Source organism: Serratia sp. (in: enterobacteria), assembly GCF_052400455.1.
GTDB lineage: Bacteria > Pseudomonadota > Gammaproteobacteria > Enterobacterales > Enterobacteriaceae > Serratia > Serratia ureilytica.
In genome coordinates this window covers 4,551,081-4,575,069 of record NZ_CP185812.1, presented here as the reverse complement: position 1 = coordinate 4,575,069, position 23,989 = coordinate 4,551,081, and the positions used below count along the sequence as shown (strand labels likewise).

Genomic DNA, 23,989 nt, shown 5'->3' with positions numbered 1-23,989 from the left:
GTACCGCGCGCTGCGAGTTAAACGTTTGCCTTGGTGCGCATCGCCGTTGGCGGTGCGACGGAAGGGCAAGGAAGCGGAACGTGACGTAAACGATTACGTAGCGATCAGGCGCGGGCGAGATTACAGGCCTGCTGCGACGGGCCGATTCATGAAACACAGGGGAAGTAACCTATGTCGAACTCTCAAGCGAACCACGCCGCAAAACCAACCGGCGGGCTTGATGGCTATTTTAAAATTTCCGCGCGCGGCAGCAGCGTGCGTCAGGAGGTGGTGGCGGGGCTGACCACCTTCCTGGCGATGGTGTACTCGGTGATCGTGGTGCCGAGCATGCTGGGCAAAGCGGGCTTCCCGCCGGCGGCGGTGTTCGTTTCCACCTGTCTGGTGGCCGGTCTGGGCTCGCTGCTAATGGGGCTGTGGGCTAACCTGCCGATGGCCATCGGCTGTGCGATCTCGTTGACCGCCTTTACCGCTTTCAGCCTGGTGCTCGGCCAACATATCAGCATTCCGGTGGCGCTGGGCGCGGTGTTCCTGATGGGCGTGCTGTTCACCGTCATCTCGGTCACCGGCATCCGCGCCTGGATCCTGCGCAACCTGCCGATGGGCGTGGCGCACGGCACCGGCATCGGCATCGGGCTGTTCCTGCTGCTGATCGCCGCCAACGGCGTCGGCCTGGTGGTGAAGAACCCGCTGGATGGCTTGCCGGTGGCGCTCGGCGCGTTCACCTCTTTCCCGGTCGTCATGACGCTGGTCGGCCTGGCGGTGATCTTCGGCCTGGAGAAACTGCGCGTGCCCGGCGGCATTCTGCTGGTGATCATCGCCATTTCCATCATCGGCCTGATCTTCGACCCGGCGGTGAAATATCAGGGGCTGTTCGCCATGCCGAGCCTGGCGGACGCTGACGGCAAATCGTTGATCTTCAGCCTGGATATCATGGGCGCATTGCAGCCGGTGGTGTTGCCGAGCGTGCTGGCGCTGGTGATGACCGCGGTGTTCGACGCCACCGGCACCATCCGCGCGGTAGCCGGGCAGGCCAACCTGCTGGACAAAGACGGCCAGATCATCAACGGCGGCAAGGCGCTGACCTCAGATTCCCTGAGCAGCATCTTCTCCGGGCTGGTGGGCGCCGCGCCCGCCGCGGTCTACATCGAGTCCGCCGCCGGCACCGCCGCGGGCGGCAAGACCGGCCTGACCGCCACCGTGGTCGGCGTTCTGTTCCTGCTGATCCTGTTCCTGTCGCCGCTGGCCTATCTGGTGCCGGTCTACGCCACCGCGCCGGCGCTGATGTACGTCGGCCTGTTGATGCTGAGCAACGTCACCAAGCTGGACTTCAACGACTTCGTCGACGCGATGGCCGGCCTGCTGTGCGCCGTGTTCATCGTGCTGACCTGCAACATCGTCACCGGCATCATGCTGGGCTTCAGCTCGCTGGTCATCGGCCGCATCTTCTCCGGCGAATGGCGCAAGCTGAACATCGGCACCGTGCTGATCGCCGTGGCGCTGGTGGCGTTCTACGCCGGCGGTTGGGCGATTTAAGCCTCTTGGGTTTCCCTCGCCCATCGGGCGGGGGAGCCTGTGACGGCAATTCCCTTCTTAAGATAAGTCTTCTTCTGCTCTGTACCGCGTTTTGAAAGGCACAACAAGCTTTAACGGCTGTAAAAAAAGTGATCTACTATCGGGACCAACGCAGGCCCTGAGCCGATGTCGTCTGAATCGTAGAGTCTAAGGAAAGCATGGAAATCTTTTTTACAATCCTCATTTTGATCCTGGTGGTCTCCCTGTCCGGGGTGGTGACGCGCATGTTGCCGTTCCAGGTGCCGCTGCCGCTGATGCAAATCGCCATCGGGGCCCTGTTGGCCTGGCCGCATTTCGGGCTGCACGTCGATTTTGATCCCGAACTGTTCCTGGTGCTGTTCATCCCGCCGTTGCTGTTCGCCGACGGCTGGAAAACGCCGACGCGCGAGTTCCTGCATCACGGGCGTGAAATTCTCGGCCTGGCGCTGGTGCTGGTGCTGATCACCGTGGTCGGCGTCGGTTATCTGATCTACGCCATGGTGCCGGGCATTCCGCTGGTGGCGGCCTTCGCGCTGGCGGCGGTGCTGTCGCCGACCGATGCCGTGGCGCTGTCCGGCATCGTCGGCAAAGGGCGGATTCCCAAGCCGATCATGGGCGTGCTCGAGGGCGAGGCGCTGATGAATGACGCGTCCGGCCTGGTGTCGCTCAAGTTCGCCATCGCGGTGGCGATGGGCACGATGGTGTTCACCGTGGGCGGCGCGACCCTTGAATTCCTCAAAGTGGCGATCGGCGGCCTGTTGGCCGGCGTGGCGGTCACCTGGACTTACAGTAAATCGCTGCGGGTGATGAGCCGCTGGAGCGGCGACGATCCGGCGACCCAGATCGTGTTCCTGCTGCTGCTGCCGTTCGCGTCCTACCTGATCGCCGAACATATCGGCGTTTCCGGCATCCTGGCGGCGGTGGCGGCGGGGATGACCATCAGCCAATCCGGCGTGATCCGCAACGCGCCGCTGGCGATGCGCCTGCGCGCCAACAGCGTGTGGGCGATGCTGGAATTCGTGTTCAACGGCATGGTGTTCATCATGCTGGGCCTGCAGCTGCCGGGCATTCTTGAAACCTCCATCCTGCAGGCGGAGCTGGATCCGACCATCCAGACATGGTATCTGTTCGCCGACGTGGCCACCATCTACGCCGCGCTGCTGGTGCTGCGTTTCACCTGGCTGTGGGTGATGAAGAAGGCCAGCAACCGCTTTATGAAAAAGCGTCCGCTGCAGTTCGGCGATTACAGCACGCGTGAGCTGTGGGTGGCGTCGTTCGCCGGGGTGCGCGGGGCGATTACCCTGGCCGGCGTGCTGTCGATACCGCTGTTGTTGAGCGACGGCACCGCCTTCCCGGCGCGTTATCAGCTGGTGTTTATCGCCGCCGGGGTGATCCTGCTGTCGTTGATTGTCGGCGTGCTGGCGTTGCCGCTGCTGTTGCGCGGCGTGCAGGTGACCGACAAGAGCGCCAGCAAGCAGGAAGAGCGCATGGCGATCGCCATGGCGGCCGAGGTGGCGATCGAGAGCGTGAATAAAATGGAAGAGCGCCTGGTCGCCGATACCGAAGAGAACCTTGATCCGCAGGTGTTGAAAGAGGTCAGCTCGCGGGTGACGGGCATGCTGCGGCGGCGTATCGCGTCGAAAGACGATATCGAGAATGCGCTGGCGATGGAAAACCTCGAGCGGCGTTTCCGCCTGACGGCGCTGCGCGCCGAGCGCGGCGAGCTGTACCACCTGCGCGCCACGCAGAAAATCAGCAACGAGACGCTGCAAAAACTGCTGCACGATCTCGATTTGCTCGAAGCGCTGTTGATCGAGCGCGAGGGGTAAACGCAGAAGCAGGAATAAACGTTTTTCCTCGTTATCCCCATCCTGAAGGGCCGCCTGTGCGGCCCTTGTTTTTTGGCTACTTGACCGGCGGCCAGTAGTCGCGGCAGCAGGCGATCCAGGCCTGCGCGCTGTGCGACAAATAGCTGCCCTGGCGCCAGATCAGGCCGATTTTCCATTCCATGCGCGGTTCCAGCGGCAGCCAGACCAGGTTTTCCTTATCCAGCCAGCGGCAAACCGGCTCCGGCAGCATGGCGATGCCCACGCCGGCCTGCACCATCGAGGCGAGGAAGTCCCATTGGCCGCTGCGCACCGCGATTTGCGGTTCAAAACCGGCCAGGCGAAACGCCTTCATCAGCATCTTGTACAGCGCAAAGTCTTCGTTATAAATCAGGATCGGGCTGTCGGCCAATTCGGCGATATTGATGCTGGTGCGGTTGAGCCACTGCGGCGTGCGCGGCGCCACCACGCACATCGGGTGGCCCAGCAGCGGCAGAAAGGTCAGCGGCTGCTCCGAGTCGAAGGGCAACACCGTCATCGCCAGATCCAGTTCGCCGGACATCACCGCCTGTTCGACCGACAGCCCGCCCAGCTCGGAAATCTTCAATTCGATGCCGGGGTAGGTCTGACGAAAGCGGCGGATCAGATCGGCGATCTGCCTGCCGACCATCGGCGGAATGCCCAGCCGCAACACGCCCTTTTTCACCGAGCTGATGTCTTCCAGCTCCGCCTCCAACTGGCGGAATTCGTCGAGGATCGTCAGGCCGCGCTGATACACCGCCTGGCCGCTGTCGGTCAGGCGCAGCTTGCGGCCTTCGCGGATCAGCAGCGTGCATTCCAGCTCCTCCTCCAGATGCCGCAGCATTTTGCTGATGGTGGGCTGGGTGACGAACAGTTTTTCCGCCGCGCGGGTGAAGCTTTGCTGGCGCACCACTTCAACGAAGTAGCGCAGGGTGCGGACATCCACGTTAGGGTTCTCCTTGGGGACGCTACCGGCGGGAAACTATTCCCGGACGGCATGATGTCGATAATTTTAATTCATTTCAGGCGTGGTTTCCCGGCTGCGTATACTGTAGGCCGTCAATTATTGTTTGAGGTCATCTTTCATGTCTCTGGCGTTACGCCGCGTTGCCCCCTCCCTGCTGACCCGTTTGCAGGTGCCGATTCAGGTGGCGTTGTATGCGGCGCTGTTCCTGATCGCCGATCGCCTGGTGCAACAATTCCACCTGCCGCTCCCCGCCAATATCGTCGGCATGCTGATGCTGCTGGCGCTGATCCTGCTGCGCATTCTGCCGCTCAGCTGGGTCAAGGCCGGTTCCCGCTGGCTGCTGGCGGAAATGCTGCTGTTTTTCGTGCCGGCGGTGGTGGCGGTGGTCAACTATGCCCAGCTGCTGATGGTCGAGGGCTGGAAGATCTTTCTGGTGATCGCAGTCAGCACCATGCTGACGCTGGGCGCCACCGGGCTGGTGGTGGACAGGGTGTATCGGCTGGAGATTTGGCTGCAGCGGCGGAAGCAGCGCCATGAATGATTTTATCCTTAGCCTGGCCTGTTTTCTGGCGACGCTGGCGCTGTATTTCGCCAACAAGAAACTCTATCGCCGCCGCCGCACGTTGCTGCTGATGCCGCTGGTGCTGACGCCGATGATTCTGGTGCTGCTGCTGGTGGTCACCCATATCTCCTATCAGGACTACATCGGTGAAACCCACTGGCTGCTGTGGCTGCTGGGGCCGGCGACCATCGCCTTCGCGGTGCCGGTGTACGAGAATCTGCATATCATCCGTCGCCACTGGCTGTCGCTGACCGCCGGGGTAACGACCGCGGTGCTGGTGGCGGTGTACAGCTCGGTGTGGCTGGCGCGCCTGTTGACGCTGCCGGAAGAGGTGCAGCGCAGCCTGGCGGTGCGGTCGATCACCACGCCGTTCGCGCTGGAGGCCGCCAAACAGATGGGCGGGCAGCCGGATCTGGTGGCGCTGTTCGTGGTGATCACCGGGGTGTTCGGCATGGCGGTGGGGGATATTTTGTTTTTGCGGCTGGCGGTGCGCAGCCGTCTGGCGAAGGGCGCCGGATTTGGCGCCTCGTCGCACGGCGCCGGCACTGCCCGCGCCTATGAGCTGGGGCCGCAGGAGGGCGTGGTGTCGAGTTTGGTGATGATGCTGGCCGGCATCATCACGGTCGTGGCCGCGCCATTGATCGGCCGGCTGATGTGGTAAGACCTCTTGGGGCGGGCTCTGCCGCCCCATTGACATTGTCTGCGGTTGGGAACGGTGCCGTTGATTTGCGCACGAAAAAACGCAAAATTTTTTCAGCATAATTTTTCCCATTGTTATAACAAAAAGCGATAGAGCCGCTGCCGATAAAACCGGGCATAAATTTCGATGACAATGAATTAATTAAATTATTAATTATTGCTTTTCAAACAATAAAGTATAACTTATTGATATGGAGAGGCTCTTATCGTAAGAATTGCTGCATATTAACATCGATGAATAATACAAAAAAATATTAATTATTCTCTAATCATCTCAGGTTAATACAAGTTCAATACCCTCGTCATCCCTGAGTAATATCGGGGAAATAAAATGGTCATTTATTCCCTTTCGCACGTTTCGCCAAAAAAAATATCCTCTCCTATACTTCACAGCTCAGCAAATTGAGGCACAGGGGGGACCTCTGGATTAGCCATTTTATCCTTTCTTAGTTGGGGGAGACCCAGCTTTTCTACGGTTTTTTTATTCTGACTTGAACTGTCGGGCGGCCAGGTTTTGCCTAAATCCGGACGGTCCCTTTCATTAACGTAATGAAAACGTGCTAGAGAATATTATGAACAAACAAACTGATGTGAAGAGTGGGGAATTCCGTGCAGGGTCTCAGGCCGCAACGGAGAAAGTTGAGCTGCATGAAATTACCACCGCTCAGCGCGAGCTTTGGCTGAGCGCCAGCATGTCTGAAGGCTTGCCGTTCAATATGTGGGGATACGGCACAATACAAGGGCCGTTGCAGATAGCCCTGCTGCGCCAGGCGATAGACGCGATCATTGAAGAAACGCCGGCGATGCAGGCCCATTTCACCGAACAAGACGGCGAGCTTTATCAATACCGTGCGGTGCGCAGTCATGATCCGCTTTCCGTGCATGACTTCAGCAGCCAGGAATACCCTGAGCTGGCGGCGCAGCGCTGGATGCGGCAAGATGCCGATCGTGTGATCTCCGCGCTGGATCAGGACCTGTTCGGTTTTGCCTTACTGACGTTGGCACCGGGCAACTATATCCTCTACCGACGTTTTCACCATATGTTGGTGGATGGCCGCAGCGCCGAAGAGTTCATGCGTCGTATCGCGCTGTATTACAACGCATTAGCTGAGAAAAAAAACATTCCTGAATTCAGCAATTGCAGTTTTACCCGGCTTTATGAACACGACTTGCAGTACCGCGATTCTTCCCGCTTCACTACCGATAAACAGTTCTGGCAGGGTTATACGCTCGCCGCGCCTCATAGCCTGACGCGTCAGGAGAAACTCGTCCCTTATTCGTCCATGCAAATCAGCAGTCACACATTAAAAATAAATGAGATAGCGGCGATTGATCGGGGGGCGGAAAAAGCCGGCGTGCATCGCGCTCATATATTGGCGACGGCCGTCGCGTTATGTTTCCACAGTATTACTGGTCAGACCTTGTTGAATTTCAGCCTGCCGGTGACCGGTACGCGAGAGCGAAACAGTATTGGCATGACCGCGAATGTGGTGCCACTGATTTTAACCATTAACCCTGAAAGTCATCTGGCTGATTTCGCACAACAGGTCGCGGCGGAAATAGCCAAAGTGGTTCGCCGGCAATTATATCGCGGTGAAGACATTCGTCGCGATCGCAGCACCATGAGCTCATCCTGGTTTGGCCCCGCCATTAATATCGTTTCCTTTGATCATGGCGATCCGTTTTGGGGATGTAAGACACGCTGGTATTACGGCGGCAACATCGCCGTCAGCGATATGCAAATTCTGTTTTACGAAGATCAGCAGGCGCAGGAGTTGGACGTCATGTTTGCCGATGCGCCGCATGCCCATTCATTAAGCCAGCTTGAGAGTTTACAGCGGCGTTTCCAGTTTATTCTGCGGAGCCTATGTGAGCAGCCTGAGGGCAGCATCGCTCAGGTGATGCAACAGCTTCATGCGCAGCCTGAAACGGACGTCAGCGGCAGTTTCTACGATCTTCGCCGACTGCCGCCGGCAGCCGGCTTCATCCGCTGGGATCGTCCTGCCGCTGAACTGGTGCGCCTCGCGACGTCACTCGACCATCCGTCGGGCGATTGCGCGTTGAAAATCCTGCTGGCCGACCGGGCGCTGGGCGTTGGACGCCTGGAAATGCTGCATGACGCCGGCGATGCGGCGCCCGGTACGCTGCTCAGCGTCGACGATGCGGGCTGGAATATCGCCACGGCGGAAGGGACGGTGCGGATCGGGAGCTGGTTCACCGCCGAGGGCGAGCTGGCGCCGGGGGAAGCGCTGGCGCAGCTGCGCGGCCTGGCGGTGGGCGAGCGGTTGCCATTGCTTGGCCCTTCGCAGGCGAAACGGCTGGAGGAGATGCAGGCGGCCGGCGGGCTCCATGCGGCCTTCTGGCAACCGCGATTGGCGCAGTTTGCCCCGGCGGCGTTCCCGGTAGCCTGGCAGCGCGAAGCCCAGCCGGTATGGCAGGCTACGGCCTGGCAACACGCGGGCAAGATCGAGGTTGACGCGGTGTTGACCGGGCTGGCGTTGTATCTGGGATTGATGGGCGGCGAAAGTGATTTCCAACTTGGCTGGCTGAACGCGACGGACGACGTCATCGGCGAACTGGGCCAGGTCTGGACACTGCCGCTGCAGATCTCGCTGAATCCGATGCAGGGCTTCGCCGAGGCGCAGGCGCAGATGCGACGCGAATGGCAGCAGGCGCGCGCGCGCCGGGCCTACCATCCGGCATTGCTCGGCCTGGACACGCGTTCGCGCGCCTGGTCAACCGTTGTGGCGCTATTGGGTCGCGACACCGCGCCGGGGTTCGACGAAACCCAGGAGGGCGCAGCGGCGGTTAAACGCTCCGGTGCCCGGGCGGTGCTGCAAATCAATGAAAGCAACGGCGCTTTCCGTTGGGTGTACGACAGCGCCGTGGTGGGGGACGAGCAAATGCTGCGTGCCGCGCAGCATCTGCTGTTGCTGCTCCGGCAGGCCGCCGCGGCGCCGAATGCGCCGGTGCGCGGCGAACGTTTACTGAACCAGGCGGAGCGAGAACTATTGCTCAACCAGCTCAACCGCACCCGCCGGGCTTTCCCGCCGGCGTCGAGCGTGTCGGCCCTGTTTGAAGCGCAGGTGCGGCGTACACCAACGGCGCCGGCGCTGTCTCAGGGGGAGATGTCGCTGAGCTATGCGGAATTGAACGCGCGCGCCAACCGGCTGGCGCATTACCTGACGGCACGCGGCGTAGGGCCGGAAAGCCGCGTAGCGGTCTGCGCCGTGCGCAGCCCGGAGATGATCGTCGCACTGCTGGCGATCCTGAAAGCCGGCGGAGCCTATGTGCCGCTGGATCCGGCTTATCCCGCTGAGCGTCTGCACTATATCGTGCAGGACTGCGCGCCGGCGCTGCTGTTGGCGGATAGTATCGGCCGCGCCGCGCTGGGGGCGGTGGCAGCGCCGTTGTTGGCGCTGGAAGACGCACTGCCAGAGCAGGATCACGACCTGCCGCCGCGCGCGCAGCCAGGCAGCCTGGCGTATGTGGTTTACACCTCAGGCTCGACCGGCAAACCGAAAGGGGTAATGGTGGAGCAGGCGCACCTGATCAACCTGATCATGTGGCACTGCGAAGCGACCGGTTTGCAGGCTGGCGAGCGAACGACCAGCATGGCGGGGTTGGGTTTTGACGCCAGTGTTTGGGAAATCTGGCCGACGTTGACGCAGGGGGCGACGCTGCTGCTGCCGCCGGCAGAGGCGGCGGGCAATGGCGAAGCGCTGCTGCAATGGTGGCGCGGCAGCGGTGTGCAGGTCGGGTTTATGGTGACGCCGCTGGCTGAGATCGCACTGATGGGCGAAATGCCAGCCGATCTGCGGATGCTGCTGATCGGCGGCGACAGTATTCGCCGCTGGCCGCTGCAGGCGCCGCCTGGCGTAACCATTGTGAATAACTATGGGCCGACGGAGACGACCGTGGTAGCGACGTCGGGCGAGCCGGCGGTCGGTGCGGCGATGCCGTCAATCGGCCGGCCTATCGCCAACGGCCGGGTGTACTTGCTGGATGAATATGGCCAGCCGGTGCCGCTGGGCGCCGTGGGTGAGCTGTATATCGGCGGCGCGCAGGTGGCGCGCGGCTACCTGAACCTGCCGGCGCTGACGGCGGAGCGTTTCCTGGCCGATCCTTTCGCGCCGGGTGGCCGCATGTACCGCACCGGCGATCTGGCGCGCTATATGCCGGACGGCAGCCTGGAGTATCTGGGCCGCAACGATCTGCAGGTAAAAATTCGCGGCTTCCGCATTGAATGCGGTGAAATCGAATCGCAGCTGGCTATGCATGCCGCCGTGCGCGACGCGGTGGTGGATGCGCTCACTGATGGCGAAGGCGACAAACGTCTGGTGGCCTGGGTCGTGCCGCAGCCGGAAGCGGAACGCGAGGCGCTGGCGCAGACGCTGCGCCGGGCGCTCGCTGCAGCGCTGCCGGATTATATGGTGCCGACGGCCTTTGTGTGGCTGGAGGCGTTGCCACTGTCGCCGAACGGCAAACTGGATCGGCGCGCGCTGCCGGCACCGGATGCCGCCATGCGTGAAAACTATGTCGAGCCGCAGGGGGAAACCGAAACGCTGCTGGCTCAGATCTGGCAGGGGTTGCTGAGCGTTGAACGCGTGGGGCGTCATGACAACTTCTTCGAGTTGGGCGGTCATTCGCTGCTGGCGGTGAAGCTGATGGCGCAGCTGCGCCAGGTCGGGCTGTCGGCGAGCGTTCAGGCGCTGTTCTCCACGCCAACGCTGTCGGCTCTGGCGCAAACGCTGGTGTCGCAGCAGCGGATTAAGGTGCCGGAAAATCGGATTGCGCCGGGTTGCCGCGCAATCACGCCGCAGATGTTGCCGCTGGCCGATCTGACTCAGGCGGAGATCGATCAGATCGTCGACGGCGTGGAGGGCGGCATCGACAACGTACAGGATATCTACGCCCTCTCCCCGTTGCAGGAAGGCATCTTGTTCCACCATATGCTGGCGGAAGAGGGCGATCCCTACCTGTTATCGGCATTGCTGCGTTTCGACAGCCGGGCGCGTTTCGATCGCTGGCTGGCGGCGATGCAGCAGGTGGTGGATCGTCATGACATTTTGCGCACGGCTTTTGTCGGCGCGGGGTTGTCCGAGCCGGTACAGGTTGTCTGGCGTCGGGCGCGTTTAGCGGTGATCGAGCTGGCGCTGGATCCGGCCGAGGGGCCGATCGGCCGTCAGCTGGAAGCGCGTTTCGATCCCCGGCGGATCCGGCAGGATCTGACGCGTGCGCCGCTGCTGTATTACGTTATCGCCGAAGAGAGCGACGGCAGCTGGTACGTCTTGCAGCAGTGGCACCACCTGATTGGCGACCACTCGACGCTGGCGATGATGGGAGAAGAAGTTAACGCCATTCTGGCCGGACGCGGCGATACGCTGGCCTGCGCGCAGCCGTTCCGCAATGCGGTGGCGCAAGCGCGTTTGGGGCTCAGCGAACAGGAACATGAGCGTTTCTTCTGCGGCATGCTGGCGGATATCGACGAACCGGTGCTGCCGTTCGGGCTCGGCAACGTACACGGCGACGGACAGTGCGCCAATACCGGCCGTCTGGCGTTGGCGCCTGCGCTGAATGCTGGCCTGCGTCGACAGGCGAAGCGATTGGGCGTCAGCCTGGCCAGCCTGTGCCATCTGGCCTGGGCGCAGGTGCTGGCGCGCACCAGTGGGCGTGATGCCGTGGTGTTCGGCACGGTGCTGCTGGGCCGCATGGAGTCGGGCGAAGGCGCCGACCGGGCTCTGGGGCTATTCATCAATACGCTGCCGCTGCGGCTGGATATGGACGGGCGCAGCGTTGAGGCGTCGGTGCGGCAGGCGCATGCGCGCCTGAGCGGCTTGCTGGCGCATGAGCACGCCTCGCTGGCGTTGGCGCAGCGCTGCAGCGGCGTGAACAGCGGCGCACCGCTGTTCAGTGCGCTGCTGAACTACCGTCACAACGACGGGGAAGAATTGGCGCTGCCGGAAGGGGTCAGTCTGATCGGCGCGGACGAACGCACCAACTATCCGTTCGTGCTGTCGGTGGACGACGGCATGGACTCGCTGGCGTTGACGGCGCAGGTCATCGAGCCTATCGAAGCCGCGCGGGTGTGCCGCTATATGCAACAGGCATTGACCGCTCTGGTGAATGCGCTGGAACACACGCCAGAAATGCCGGTGCGTGAACTGTCGATTTTGCCGGACGACGAGTACGCTTTGCTGATCAACGGCTGGAACGCAACGGCGCAGCCTTACCCGCAGGATGTCTGCCTGCATGCGTTGTTTGAAGCGCAGGTGCGCCGCACGCCGGACGCCGTGGCGCTGGTCTGCGGCGACGCCGAACTGAGCTACGCCCAACTGAATGCGCAGGCCAATCGCCTGGCGCACGCGCTGATACAGCGCGGCGTCGGGCCGGATTGCCGCGTGGCGGTATGCGCCGAGCGCAGTCTGGCGATGGTGGCGGCATTGTTCGGTATCCTCAAGGCCGGCGGCGCCTATGTACCGCTGGATCCGGCTTATCCGGGCGAACGTCTGCAATATATCCTGCAGGACGCCGATCCGGTGCTGCTGCTGGCGGACGCCGCCGGCCGCGCGGCGCTGGGCGAACACGCGGTGCCGCTACTGGCGCTGGAAGAACCGTTGCCGGACGATCTGAAAGCCGATAACCCGGCGCCGCGCGCGCAGCCCAATCATTTGGCCTACGTGATTTATACCTCCGGCTCGACCGGAAAACCGAAAGGCGCGATGAATGAGCATCGCGGCATCGTTAACCGCCTGATCTGGATGCAGGAGGCTTATGGATTGACGCCGGCGGATACGGTGCTGCAGAAAACGCCGTTCGGCTTCGACGTCTCGGTGTGGGAATTCTTCTGGCCGTTGATGTATGGCGCACGTCTGGCGATGGCGCGCCCGGAAGGCCACAAGGATCCGGAGTACCTGAGCCGCGCCATTGAACAGTATGGCGTGACAACGCTGCACTTTGTGCCGTCGATGCTGCAAAGCTTTCTGCTGTATGGAGGCGCGAGCCGCCGCTGTGGGCAGGTGGCGCGCGTCATGTGCAGCGGCGAGGCGCTGCCCGCCTCGCTGGTGGCGGAGTTCTACCGTCAGATGCCGCATGTCGAGTTGCATAACCTCTATGGTCCGACCGAAGCGGCGGTGGACGTGACCGCATGGCACTGCACCCGCCAACCCGGGCTGGTGTCGGTGCCCATTGGGCGGCCGGTGGCCAATACGCGGATCTATTTGCTTGATGAACAAGGGCAGCCGGTGCCGCTGGGGGCGGTTGGCGAGCTGTATATCGGCGGCATCCAGGTAGCGCGCGGCTATTTCAACCGGCCTGAACTGACGGCGGAGCGCTTCCTGGCCGATCCGTTCGATGCCGGTCACGGCGGCCGCATGTACCGCACCGGCGACGTGGCTCGCTACCTGCCGGACGGCAATATCGAGTATCTGGGCCGCAACGATCAGCAGGTGAAGATCCGCGGTTTCCGTATCGAATGCGGCGAGATAGAGGCGGCGCTGGCCGCGCATCCTCAGGTGCGCGAAGCCGTGGTGGATGCGCGCGGCGGCGACGGCGGTGAAAAACGCCTGATCGCCTGGGTGGTGCCGCAGCAGGGCGCCGAGGAGGCGTCGCTGGCGGAGACGCTGCGTCGGCATCTGGCCGACAAACTGCCGGATTACATGGTACCGGCCGCCTGCGTGCTGCTGGAGAGGCTGCCCCTGTCGCCAAACGGCAAGCTCGATCGCCGCGCATTGCCCGACCCGTCGGGCGAGGCCTATCGTCGTGAAGCTTACGAGGCGCCGCAGGGGGACGTTGAGCAGCGTCTGGCGGTGCTGTGGGAAGAACTGCTGGGCGTGGTTCAGGTTGGCCGCAACGACAGCTTCTTCGCCCTGGGTGGCCATTCGTTGTTGGCGGTGCGTTTGGCTAACCGCCTGCAGCAAAGCGGGTTGCCGCTGTCGCTGCAGGCGCTGTTCGCCAACCCGGTTCTGCAGGCGCTGGCGCGCCAGATCACGCAGGCGGAAAGCCTGCCGCCGATTCTGCCTGCGCCGCGCGATGCGGCCTTACCGCTGTCGTTCGCTCAGCAGCGCCTGTGGTTCCTGACCCAGCTGGACGGCATGAGCGAAATTTACCACATGCCGCTGGCGCTGCGGTTGCGTGGACCGCTGAATCTGGCCGCCTGGCAGAGCAGCCTCGACGCGCTTTATGCGCGCCACGACGCGTTGCGCACTGTTTTCATCAGCCGCGACGGCCAGCCGCAGGCGCTCATTTTGCCGGTCGCCGGTTTGCCGCTGACGATCCACGATCTGCGCGGCGTCGCGGATGCGCAGGCGCGCGCCGCCGCGTTGATGCGGGAAGAGGTCGCGGCGCCCTTCGATCTGGCCGGCGGCCCGCTGCTGCGCACCTGCCTCATCCGGCTGAGCGACGATGAACAGCTGTTCGCGCTGACCTGTCACCACATCATTTCTGATGGCTGGTCGAACGGCATCCTGCTGCGGGAGCTGGGCGCGCTGTACGGCGCGTTGTGTCGCGACGAACCGTCGCCGCTGCCGCCGCTGGCGTTGCAGTACGCGGATTACGCCCACTGGCAGCGGCAATGGCTGCAGCCGGCGCGGTTGTCGAAGCAGGCCGATTATTGGCGCCAGACGCTGGGCGATGCGCCGGCGCTGTTGACGCTGCCGACCGACCGCCCTCGCCCGGCGGTGCAGTCATTCGCCGGGGATCGGGTGGCGATCTCGCTCGATGCCGAGCTGACCGCGGCGCTGAGGCAATTCAGCCTGCGTCAGGGGTGCACGCTGTTCATCACGCTGCTGACGGCGTGGAGCGTCGTGCTGTCCCGCTTGTCGGGGCAGCGCGATCTGGTGATCGGCACGCCGGAGGCCAACCGCCGCCGGCTGGAAACGGAACCGATGATCGGCTTCTTCGTCAGCACCCTGGCGCTGCGCATCGATCTGTCCGACGATCCGGATTTGCCGACGTTGGCGCTGCGCGTGCGCGATACGCTGCTGGCGGCGCGCGATCATGGCGATCTGCCTTTCGAGCAGGTGGTTGAACAGGTGAACCCGCCGCGTCATCGCGGCCATACTCCGCTGTTCCAGGTGATGCTGAGCTGGCAGGACGGTTCGGTGCACGACATCGGCCTGCCGGGGCTGCAGGCGGAAGCGATCGATGCCGGCTATGCCGCGGCGAAATATGACATGACGCTGGATCTGACCGAGATCGGCGAAGAGATCGCCGGTTCGCTGTATTACGCCACGGCGCTGTTCGATCGTGAAACCGCCGAGCGCTACGGGATCTATCTGCGTCAGGTGTTGCAAAGCATCGCGTTGGCGGCGCCGCAGCCGGTTTCGCAGCTTGCGCTGTTGCCGCAGAACGAACGACAGCGGTTGTTGCATGGCTGGAACCGGACACCGGACGAACCGCAGGCGGATCTCTGCCCGCACCATCACTTGGAGCGGCTGGCGCTGCGCACGCCAGAGGCGATCGCCGCGGTGTGCGGAGAAGAACGCCTCAGCTATCGGGCGCTCAATGAACGAGCCAACGCGTTGGCGCAGGTGTTGATCGCGCGCGGCGTCGGGCCCGATCGTCTGGTGGCGCTGTGTGCGGAGCGCGGCACGCCGATGCTGGTCGGATTGCTGGCGATCCTGAAAGCGGGCGGCGCCTATGTGCCGCTCGATCCGGCTTATACCGGCGAACGTTTGGAGTACATTTTACACGATGCCCAGCCGGTGTTGCTGCTGGCCGACGCCGCAGGGCGCTCGGCGCTGAGCGGGGCCGATGTGCCGACGATGGCGCTCGAGGAGGACTGGGGTGCTGAGGCCGCCAATCCGCAGGTTGCGGGGCTGACGGCGGCCAATCTGGCCTATGTGATCTATACCTCCGGATCGACCGGTAAGCCGAAAGGCGTGATGGTGGAACACCGTCAGGTTGAGCGCCTGTTTACCGCGACCGACGCCGGGTTCGGCTTTGACGCCGGGGATGTCTGGTGTCTGTTCCACTCGTTCGCCTTCGATTTCTCGGTATGGGAAATCTGGGGCGCGTGGCGCCACGGCGGCCGGTTGGTGATCGTGCCGCAGGAAACGGCGCGCTCCGCCCCCGCGTTCTATCAGCTGGTTTGTCACCAGGGCGTGACAGTGCTGAATCAGACGCCAAGCGCCTTTAAAGCGTTCATTCAGGCTCAGGACGACACGCCGCATCGGCTGCGCTACATCGTCTTCGGCGGCGAAATGCTGAATCCGGCCGATCTGGCGCCGTGGTATGCGCGTAATCGGCCGGACGCGCCGCGGTTAATCAATATGTATGGCATAACGGAAACGACGGTGCACGTCACCTACCGGGAAATGTCTCCGGCGGACATCACCGGCAGCGGCAGCCCGATCGGCCGCCGCATCCCGGATCTGCGCCTGTATCTGCTTGACGAACACGGTCAGCCGGTGGCGCAGGGCGCAGTGGGTGAGCTGTATGTCGGCGGGCTGGGCGTGGCGCGCGGCTATCTGAATCGGCCGGAGCTGAATGCGCAACGTTTCCTCGACGATCCTTTCGTGGCGGGAGAACGGATGTATCGTGCCGGCGATCTGGCGCGCTATCTGCCGAACGGTGAGCTGGAGTATCTGGGGCGCAACGACCAGCAGGTGAAAATTCGCGGTTTCCGCATTGAGTGCGGTGAGGTGGAGGCGGCGCTGCTGGAGCATCCTGAGGTCCGCAGCGTGACGGTTGACGCCTGGCAGGACAACGGCGGCGACAAACGTTTGGTGGCCTGGGCGGTGCCGGGCGAAGGGGGAGATCGGGAAACGCTGGCGCTGCGGCTGCGCCAGCATCTGGCCGGCCGCCTGCCGGACTATATGGTGCCGACGGCCTTTGTGTGGCTGGACGCGTTGCCGCTGACCACCAACGGCAAACTGGACAAACGCGCGCTGCCGGCGCCTGAGCTGGGGGCCGCCGCGCGCGCCGTTTATGAAGCGCCGGCCAATGAACGAGAACGCCTGCTGGCGTCCATCTGGCGTCAGTTGCTGAATGTTGAACGCGTCGGGCGTCATGATGATTTCTTCGCCCTGGGCGGACATTCGCTGTTGGCGGTACAGTTGGCCAATCGGGTGCAGCAGGCCGGCTGGCGGCTGCCGCTGTCGGCGCTGTTCGCCGCGCCGGTGTTGCAGGCGTTGGCGCAGTGGCTGGAACGGGAGGGGGCGGCGCAGCCGACGGCCATCGTGCCGACCCCACGTCACGACGCATTGCCGTTGTCGTTTGCCCAGCAGCGGCTGTGGTTCCTGAGCCAAATGGGTGGGATCGGCGAGACTTACCATATCCCGCTGGCGTTGCGCCTTGACGGCGACCTGGATGCGCCGGCGTTCCAACGCAGCCTCGACGCGCTGTATGCCCGCCACGAAGCCTTGCGCAGCGTGTTTGTTTGCCAGGATGGGCAACCTCAGGTGCGGATCTTGCCGGAGGCGGCCATGCCACTGGCACATCACGACTTGCGCGGCGAGCGTCATGCGGAGCAACGTTTGCACGCGTTGGCCGAAACGGCGATGAAAGCGCCGTTCGATCTGGAACGGGGGCCGCTGGTGCGGGCCTGCTTGCTGCAAGTGAGCGAGCGGCGGCATCTGTTCCTTCTGACCTGCCACCATATCGTTTCCGACGGCTGGTCTACCGGGATTCTGATGCGGGAGTTGAGCGTACTGTATGGTGCCTTCCAACGCGGTGAACCGTCTCCGCTGCCGCCGCTGGCGGTGCACTATGTCGATTATGCCGTTTGGCAGCGCCAGTGGCTGACGCAGGAACGGTTGGCCGAGCAGGCGGCGTTCTGGCGCCAGACGCTGGGCGATGTGCCGGCGCTGCTGACGCTGCCGACCGATCGGCCACGTCCGGCGATGCAGTCGTTCGCCGGCGGCGAGGTGCCTCTGGTTATCGACGCGGCGCTCACCGACGCGCTGCGGCGGTTGAGCCGCCAATACGGCGGCACGCTGTTCATGACGGTGCTGGCCGCCTGGAGTTTGGTGTTGTCCCGCATGGCCGGCCAACCGCAGGTGGTGATTGGCACCCCGGAGGCCAACCGCAGCAGGCTGGAAATCGAACCGCTGGCCGGCTTCTTCGTTAGCACGCTGGCGATGCATGTCGATCTGCGCGGTGAGCCGACGCTGAAAATCTTGCTCGAACGCGTGCGCGAGACGGTATTGGCGGCGCGGGAAAACGGCGATTTGCCGTTTGAACAGGTGGTGGAGGTGGTCAATCCGCCGCGCCAGCTGGACGCGACGCCGCTGTTCCAGGTGATGCTGGCCTGGCAGGACGGCTCGGTGCGCGATATCGCATTGCCGGGCCTGCAAACGACGGATGCGGGGCTGAACTATGACGTCGCGAAATTCGACATGACGCTTGAGTTGGCGGAAAGCGGCAGCGGCATTGTCGGCTCGTTGAATTACGCCAGCGCCTTGTTCGATCGCGACACGGCGGCGCGCTACGGCGCGTATCTGCAGCAGGCGCTGCGAGCGATGGCGGCGGATCTTGACCAGCCGGCGGCGTGCGTCGATCTGTTGCCTGCGGCCGAACGCCAGCTGCTGCTGCACGAGTGGAACCGCACCGAACGGGCGTATCCGGCGCAGGCGTGCGTGCATCAGCTGTTCGACGAGCAGGCGCGGCGCACGCCGCAGGCGACGGCGTTGATCGATGGCGAGCAGCTTATCCGCTATGAGCAGTTGGCGGAGCGCGCCAATCGGCTGGCCTGGCGCCTGATTAAGGCGGGCGTGGAGCCCGGCCAGCGGGTGGCGGTCCGGTTTGAGCGCTGCGCCGCCCTGGTGATCGCCCAATTGGCGATCCTAAAAGCCGGCGCGGCCTATGTGCCGGTTGATCCGCTGCTGCCGGCCGGCCGGCAAAACTGGATCATCGCCGACAGCGGCGCGGTGCTGCTGCTGAACGGCGGCGAGGACGACGCGCAGATCGGCGTCGGTGTCGCCCGTCTGCCTCACAGCGACGACGCGGATTTGCCGTCCGGCGCGCCGATATTGGCGAGCGACAGTCTGGATCTGGCCTACATCATGTACACCTCCGGCTCAACCGGTAAGCCGAAAGGCGTGATGGTGCCGCATCAGGGGATCAACCGACTGGTGATCAATAACGGTTATGCGGAGTTCAGCGACTCGGATCGCATCGCTTTCGCCATCAACCCGGCGTTCGATCCGGCGACGATGGAAGTGTGGGGTGCTTTGCTGAACGGTGCCGCGCTGGTGGTGGTGCCGCCGGCGGTCTTGCTGGACGCCTCGGCGTTCGCCGATTTGCTGACGCGCCAGGCGATTACGGTGCTGGTGCTGCCGACCTCGCTGTTCAATCAGCATGCGCACAGCATCCCCGCGACGTTGGCGGGGCTGAAATACTTGATCAGCGGCGGCGAAGCGGCGGATCCTCATGCCTATACCCGGGTGCTGAGGGAGGGCGGCCGGGTGCAGCTGATCAATGGCTACGGCCCGACGGAAGCCACCACTGCCGCCACCTCGGCGCACATTACCGTGGCGGCGGGGCGGCACCGTCTGCCGATTGGTCGGCCGATCGGCAATACGCGGGTGTATCTGCTGGACGAACACCGTCAGCCGGTGCCGCTGGGCGCGATTGGCGAGCTGTATATCGGCGGCGTGGGCGTGGCGCTGGGTTACCTGAATCGCGAAGATCTCACGGCCGAGCGTTTCCTGGCGGATCCGTTCAACGAGGGGGGCCGCATGTATCGCACCGGCGATTTGGCGCGCTATCTGTCGGACGGCAACCTCGATTACTGCGGGCGTAACGATCAGCAGGTGAAGATCCGCGGCTTCCGCATCGAGTGCAGCGAGATTGAAGTCCTGCTGGAAACGCACCCGGCGGTGCGCGAAGCGGTGGTAGACGTGCGTGGCGCGCATCCTGCATTGATCGCCTGGATCGTTCCGCAAGCCGAGGCCGAGGGCCGCGAGCTGACAGACGAGCTGCGGCGGCATTTGGCGGCGCAGCTGCCGGACTACATGGTGCCGGCGGCCTGTCTGATGCTAGCCGACTTGCCGTTGACCCCGAATGGCAAAGTGGATCGCCGCGCGCTGCCGGCGCCGCAGGCCGACGACTTTGCGCGCGTGGGTTATGAAGCGCCTCTGGGAGAGACGGAAACCCTGTTGGCGGCGATCTGGGGCGAATTGCTCGGTCTGCCGAATGTCGGCCGACACGACAATTTCTTCGAGCTGGGCGGGCATTCGCTGCTGGCTGTGAAACTGATCGCAGAGCTGCGTCGCTGCGGCCTGACGGCGAACGTGCAGACGCTGTTTACCGCTCCGACGCTGGCCTCGCTGGCGGAGGCGCTGGAGGCGCGCTGCGAAATCGAGATCCCTGAGAACCTGCTGCGGCCGGATAGCGAGCGCATTACGCCTGAGCTGTTGCCACTGGCTTCGCTGGACCAGGTTGAGATCGACAGCATCGTGGCGCGCGTGCCGGGCGGCGTGGCCAACGTGCAGGATATCTATGCGCTGTCGCCGTTGCAGGAGGGGATTCTGTTCCACCACCTGTTGGCGGAGCGGGGCGATCCGTACCTGTTGTCAACGCTGCTGCGCTTTGAGAACCGCGAGCGTCTGGATCGTTGGCGGACTGCGATGCAACAGGTGATCGATCGTCACGATATTCTGCGCACGGCGTTCATCAGTGAGGCGATCCGCGAGCCGGTACAGGTCGTTTGGCGCGCCGCCGCGCTGCCGTGGACTGAGCTGACGCTCGATCCGGCGCAGGGGGCGATTGGCGAGCAACTGCTGGCACGCTTCGATCCGCAGCATGCGCGCCTGGATCTTAGCCGTGCACCGTTGCTGAACGTGGTGGTGGCGCAAGATAGCGATGGCGGCTGGTGGATGCTGCAGCAATGGCACCATCTGGTGGGGGACCATTCCACGGCGGCATTGATCGAGGAAGAGATCGCCGCGATCCTCGCCGGCAAAGGCGCTGAGCTGAGGGCCGCACCACCGTTCCGCAATGCGGTGGCGCAGGCGCGTTTGAGCGTCAGCGCGCAAGAGCATGAAACCTTCTTCCGCACCATGCTGGCGGACATCGAAGAGCCGGTGCTGCCGTTCGGGCTCGGCAACGTGCGCGGCGACGGCAAGGGCGTCACCACGGCGCACCAGCCCATCGACAAGGCACTGAACGAACGTCTGCGGCATCAGGCCAAACGGCTGGGCGTAAGCCTGGCCAGCCTGTGCCATTTGGCCTGGGCGCAGGTCTTGGCCCGCACCAGCGGCGACGACCGCGTGGTGTTCGGCACAGTGCTGCTGGGGCGGATGCAGGCGGGGGAAGGCGCCGAGCGCGCGATGGGGCTGTTTATCAATACGTTGCCGCTGCGCCTCGACATCGGCGATGACGATGTGGCGACGGCGGCGCGCCAGACCCACGCGCGGCTGAGCGGGTTGCTGCATCATGAGCACGCGCCGCTGGCGCTGGCACAGAGCTGCAGCGGCGTGGCGGCGGGGATGCCGCTGTTCAGCGCGTTGCTCAACTATCGCCATAACAACGGCAGCGAGCTGGTGTTGCCGGAAGGTATGACGCTATTGAGCGCGCAGGAGCGCACCAACTATCCGTTCGTCCTGTCGGTGGAAGATGGCGGCGACTCTCTGGGGCTGACGGCGCAGGTCAGCGAACCGGTGCCGGCGGCGAGGATCTGCGGCTATATGCAACAGGCGTTGGCCTCATTGGCGCAGGCGTTGGAAAGTCAGCCGACCCTGCCGGCGAGCGAGCTGGAGATCCTGCCGCCGTCTGAGCGCCGGTTGCTGCTGGAGGAATGGAATCAGACGACGGCGCCTTATCCGGCAGAGCTTTGCGTGCATCAGCTGTTTGAACGCCAGGCGCAGCGTGCGCCGCAGGCTGTCGCGATCGTGCAAGGCGACCGTCGGATCGGCTATGCGGCGTTGAACGCCCAGGCTAATCGGTTGGCGCATGCTCTGATCGCTCACGGCATTCAACCGGGCGAGCGCGTGGCGACGCGTCTGACGCGCAGCATCGATCTGGTGGCGACGCAACTGGCGATCTTCAAAGCCGGCGCGGTGTATGTACCTATCGACCTGCAGCTGCCGGCGGCGCGTCAGCAGTGGATCCTGGAGGACAGCGACGTGCGCCTTATCGTCGGTGAAGCGATGGATGGGGATACCTTGCCGCTGCTGCGGCCGGAGGTCCCAGGCGGTGACGAGAACGACCCGGCGCTGGCGCTATCGAGCGGTGAGGTGGCGTACATTATGTACACGTCCGGCTCCACAGGGCTGCCGAAAGGCGTGATGACGCCGCACCAGGGCATCACTCGGTTGGTGATCAACAACCGTTATGCGGCGTTCGATGCGACCGAACGGGTGGCTTATGCCGCTAACCCGGCCTTCGACGCCGCGACGATGGAGGTGTGGGCGGCGCTGTTGAACGGCGGCGAACTGGTGGTGATCCCGGCGGAAACCGTGATGGATGCAGCGCGTTTGAGCGCCGCATTGACGCAACATCGCGTGACGACGTTGTTCCTGACGACCGCGTTGTTCAATCAGTATGTGTACAGCATGGGCGCGACGCTGGCTCAGCTGCGCTATCTGATCTGCGGCGGGGAAAAAGAGGAACCGCGCGCCTTCGAACGTCTGCTGCAGGAAGCGGGGCCGGTACAGGTGATCCACGCCTATGGCCCGACGGAGGCGACCACCTTCGCGACGACGGCGACGATCGTCGATGTGCAAGGCGCAACGCGCTTGCCGATTGGCAAACCGATCGGCAACACCTGCGCCTATGTGCTGGATGCGCGCGGCCGACCGGCGCCGCTGGGCGTTACCGGCGAACTGTATATCGGCGGTGTCGGCGTGGCGCTGGGGTACCTCAACCGGCCGGAACTGACCGCAGAGCGCTTCCTGAACGATCCGTTCAATCCGGGTGGGCGCATGTATCGCACCGGCGACCTGGTGCGCTATCGGGCGGACGGCAATCTCGAGTATCAGCGACGCAACGATCGTCAGGTGAAAATTCGCGGCTTCCGCATCGAGATGGGAGAGATCGAGGCGCGCCTGGCGGCGCACCCTGCGGTGAACGAAGCGGTGGTCGATGCCCACTGCGTCGGTGTGGATACGCGGTTGATCGCCTGGATCAGCGTGCGTGAGGACGTGGCGAGCGACGGGTTGGCCGGTGAATTGCGCCAGCACCTGGCGGCGCAGCTGCCGGACTATATGCTGCCTGCGGCCTTTGTCTGGCTGGCGGCGATGCCGCTGACGCCAAACGGCAAGATTGACCGGCGGGCTCTGCCGGCGCCGGAGATGGCCGCCGCCGCTGGCGAAGTCTACGAAGCGCCGCGCGGCGATACTGAAACGCTGTTGGCGCAGGTGTGGGCGGAGCTGCTGGGGCTGCCGCAGATTGGCAGGCACGACAACTTCTTCGAACTGGGCGGCCACTCGCTGTTGGCGGTACGCCAGGCGAGTCTGGCGCAGCAGTGGGGAATTGCACTGCAGGTACAGGCGATCTTTGATCACCCGGTGTTGGCGGATCTGGCGGCGCATGTCGAGCAGCGCATGGGCGAAAAACCGCTCAAGGCATTGCCGGCTCGCCGCAGCGGCCAGCGCCTGCCGGTCTTCTTCATGCCGACCGGTTATGGCGATCACTCCTATGTTTATGAGATAGCCAAAGAGATCGATGCGGAGTTCCCGATTTATGCCGTGCCGTGGCCAGCGATGACCGACGCGCCGCCGGCAACGATGGAGACGATGGCGGAGATCGTTGCCGGTGTCATCCGACAGACGCAAGCCAGCGGGCCTTACCACCTGTTCGGTTACTCTTCGGGCGGGATCTTGACCTACATGGTGGCGGAACGGCTGCAGGCGGAGGGGGAAGAGGTGGCGCTGGTGGGCCTGCTCGACACCATGCGGCCGCAGCAGGCTATGCGCGATGCGACGCAGCTGTTCCTCAGTTGGCTGGAGGTGGAACATCCGACGCTGGAGACTGCGCTGTTCGCTCGCCTGCAGTCACTGTCGGTGGAGGAGGCGCTGGCCGTGCTGCACGGCCAGGGCATCAGCACTTTCCTCGACGATCCGCTGAAGGAAGCCGCGTTATGGCACAAGCGTTATCACTATGCGACCCTGGTCGGCGCCAGCGTCATCCGGCCGCTCGGCCTTAATCTGCACCTGTTTAAAGCGGTGGAGGAGATGCCCGGCTTGCTGAACGACGATCTGGAAGCCTACTGGCAGCGCATCAAGCCGGCGGGTTACAACCGCCGTGACGGCTCGGCACTCGGCTGGGAGGGGCATTTGCCGGCGTCGGCGGTAACGGTTAATTTGGTCGATGGCGATCATGTCACCATGATGTCGGAAGCCGCGAACCGGCGCGGGTTAGGAAAGCGCATCAGCGCCGTGCTGAATGCGCTCATCCGGCACTGACCGCGTTATTTATATG

At 63.7% G+C, this 23,989-nt stretch carries 6 protein-coding genes; 5 read left to right on the top strand and 1 reads right to left on the bottom strand.

The genetic code is table 11. The features are described 5' to 3' along the window. Positions 1–171 precede the first annotated feature (171 nt). Both ACORQT_RS21955 and ACORQT_RS21950 read left to right on the top strand, forming a co-directional pair. Entirely contained in the window at positions 172–1,533 is a 1,362-nt protein-coding gene (locus ACORQT_RS21955; RefSeq protein WP_033644434.1) for an NCS2 family permease, read from the top strand. 197 nt (positions 1,534–1,730) lie between these two features. Next, positions 1,731–3,380, top strand: a complete 1,650-nt coding sequence (locus ACORQT_RS21950) for a Na+/H+ antiporter (protein ID WP_004936822.1) — start codon at positions 1,731–1,733, stop codon at positions 3,378–3,380. 76 nt (positions 3,381–3,456) lie between these two features. On the opposite strand, the gene ACORQT_RS21945 is transcribed toward ACORQT_RS21950, so the two are convergent. Next, a complete protein-coding gene (locus ACORQT_RS21945) occupies positions 3,457–4,344 on the bottom strand; it encodes a LysR family transcriptional regulator (protein ID WP_033651228.1) in 888 nt (295 codons plus the stop codon). A 139-nt stretch (positions 4,345–4,483) separates the two neighbouring features. Between ACORQT_RS21945 and ACORQT_RS21940 the strand changes: the two genes are divergently transcribed. From ACORQT_RS21940 to ACORQT_RS21930, 3 genes are all read left to right on the top strand, one after another. Then, the gene (locus ACORQT_RS21940; protein WP_004936830.1) at positions 4,484–4,906 is read left to right on the top strand and encodes a CidA/LrgA family protein; all 423 of its coding nucleotides are present in this window, start codon (positions 4,484–4,486) and stop codon (positions 4,904–4,906) included. Further along, positions 4,899–5,588 carry an LrgB family protein gene (locus tag ACORQT_RS21935; RefSeq protein ID WP_004936833.1) on the top strand — a complete coding sequence of 230 codons (690 nt, stop codon included), beginning with the start codon at positions 4,899–4,901 and terminating at the stop codon, positions 5,586–5,588. The genes ACORQT_RS21940 and ACORQT_RS21935 overlap by 8 nt, the downstream gene beginning before the upstream one ends. 610 nt (positions 5,589–6,198) lie before the next feature. Beyond that, positions 6,199–23,973: a non-ribosomal peptide synthetase gene (locus ACORQT_RS21930; RefSeq protein ID WP_164057675.1), complete on the top strand. Its 17,775-nt coding sequence runs from the start codon at positions 6,199–6,201 to the stop codon at positions 23,971–23,973. The last annotated feature ends 16 nt before the right edge of the window (positions 23,974–23,989 follow it).

Excerpts from the sequence above, each read along its gene's own strand:
- ACORQT_RS21930 (WP_164057675.1), top strand. The coding sequence starts at position 6,199 with ATGAACAAACAAACTGATGTGAAGAGTGGGGAATTCCGTGCAGGGTCT.
- ACORQT_RS21935 (WP_004936833.1), top strand. The coding sequence starts at position 4,899 with ATGAATGATTTTATCCTTAGCCTGGCCTGTTTTCTGGCGACGCTGGCG.
- ACORQT_RS21950 (WP_004936822.1), top strand. The coding sequence starts at position 1,731 with ATGGAAATCTTTTTTACAATCCTCATTTTGATCCTGGTGGTCTCCCTG.
- ACORQT_RS21940 (WP_004936830.1), top strand. The coding sequence starts at position 4,484 with ATGTCTCTGGCGTTACGCCGCGTTGCCCCCTCCCTGCTGACCCGTTTG.
- ACORQT_RS21955 (WP_033644434.1), top strand. The coding sequence starts at position 172 with ATGTCGAACTCTCAAGCGAACCACGCCGCAAAACCAACCGGCGGGCTT.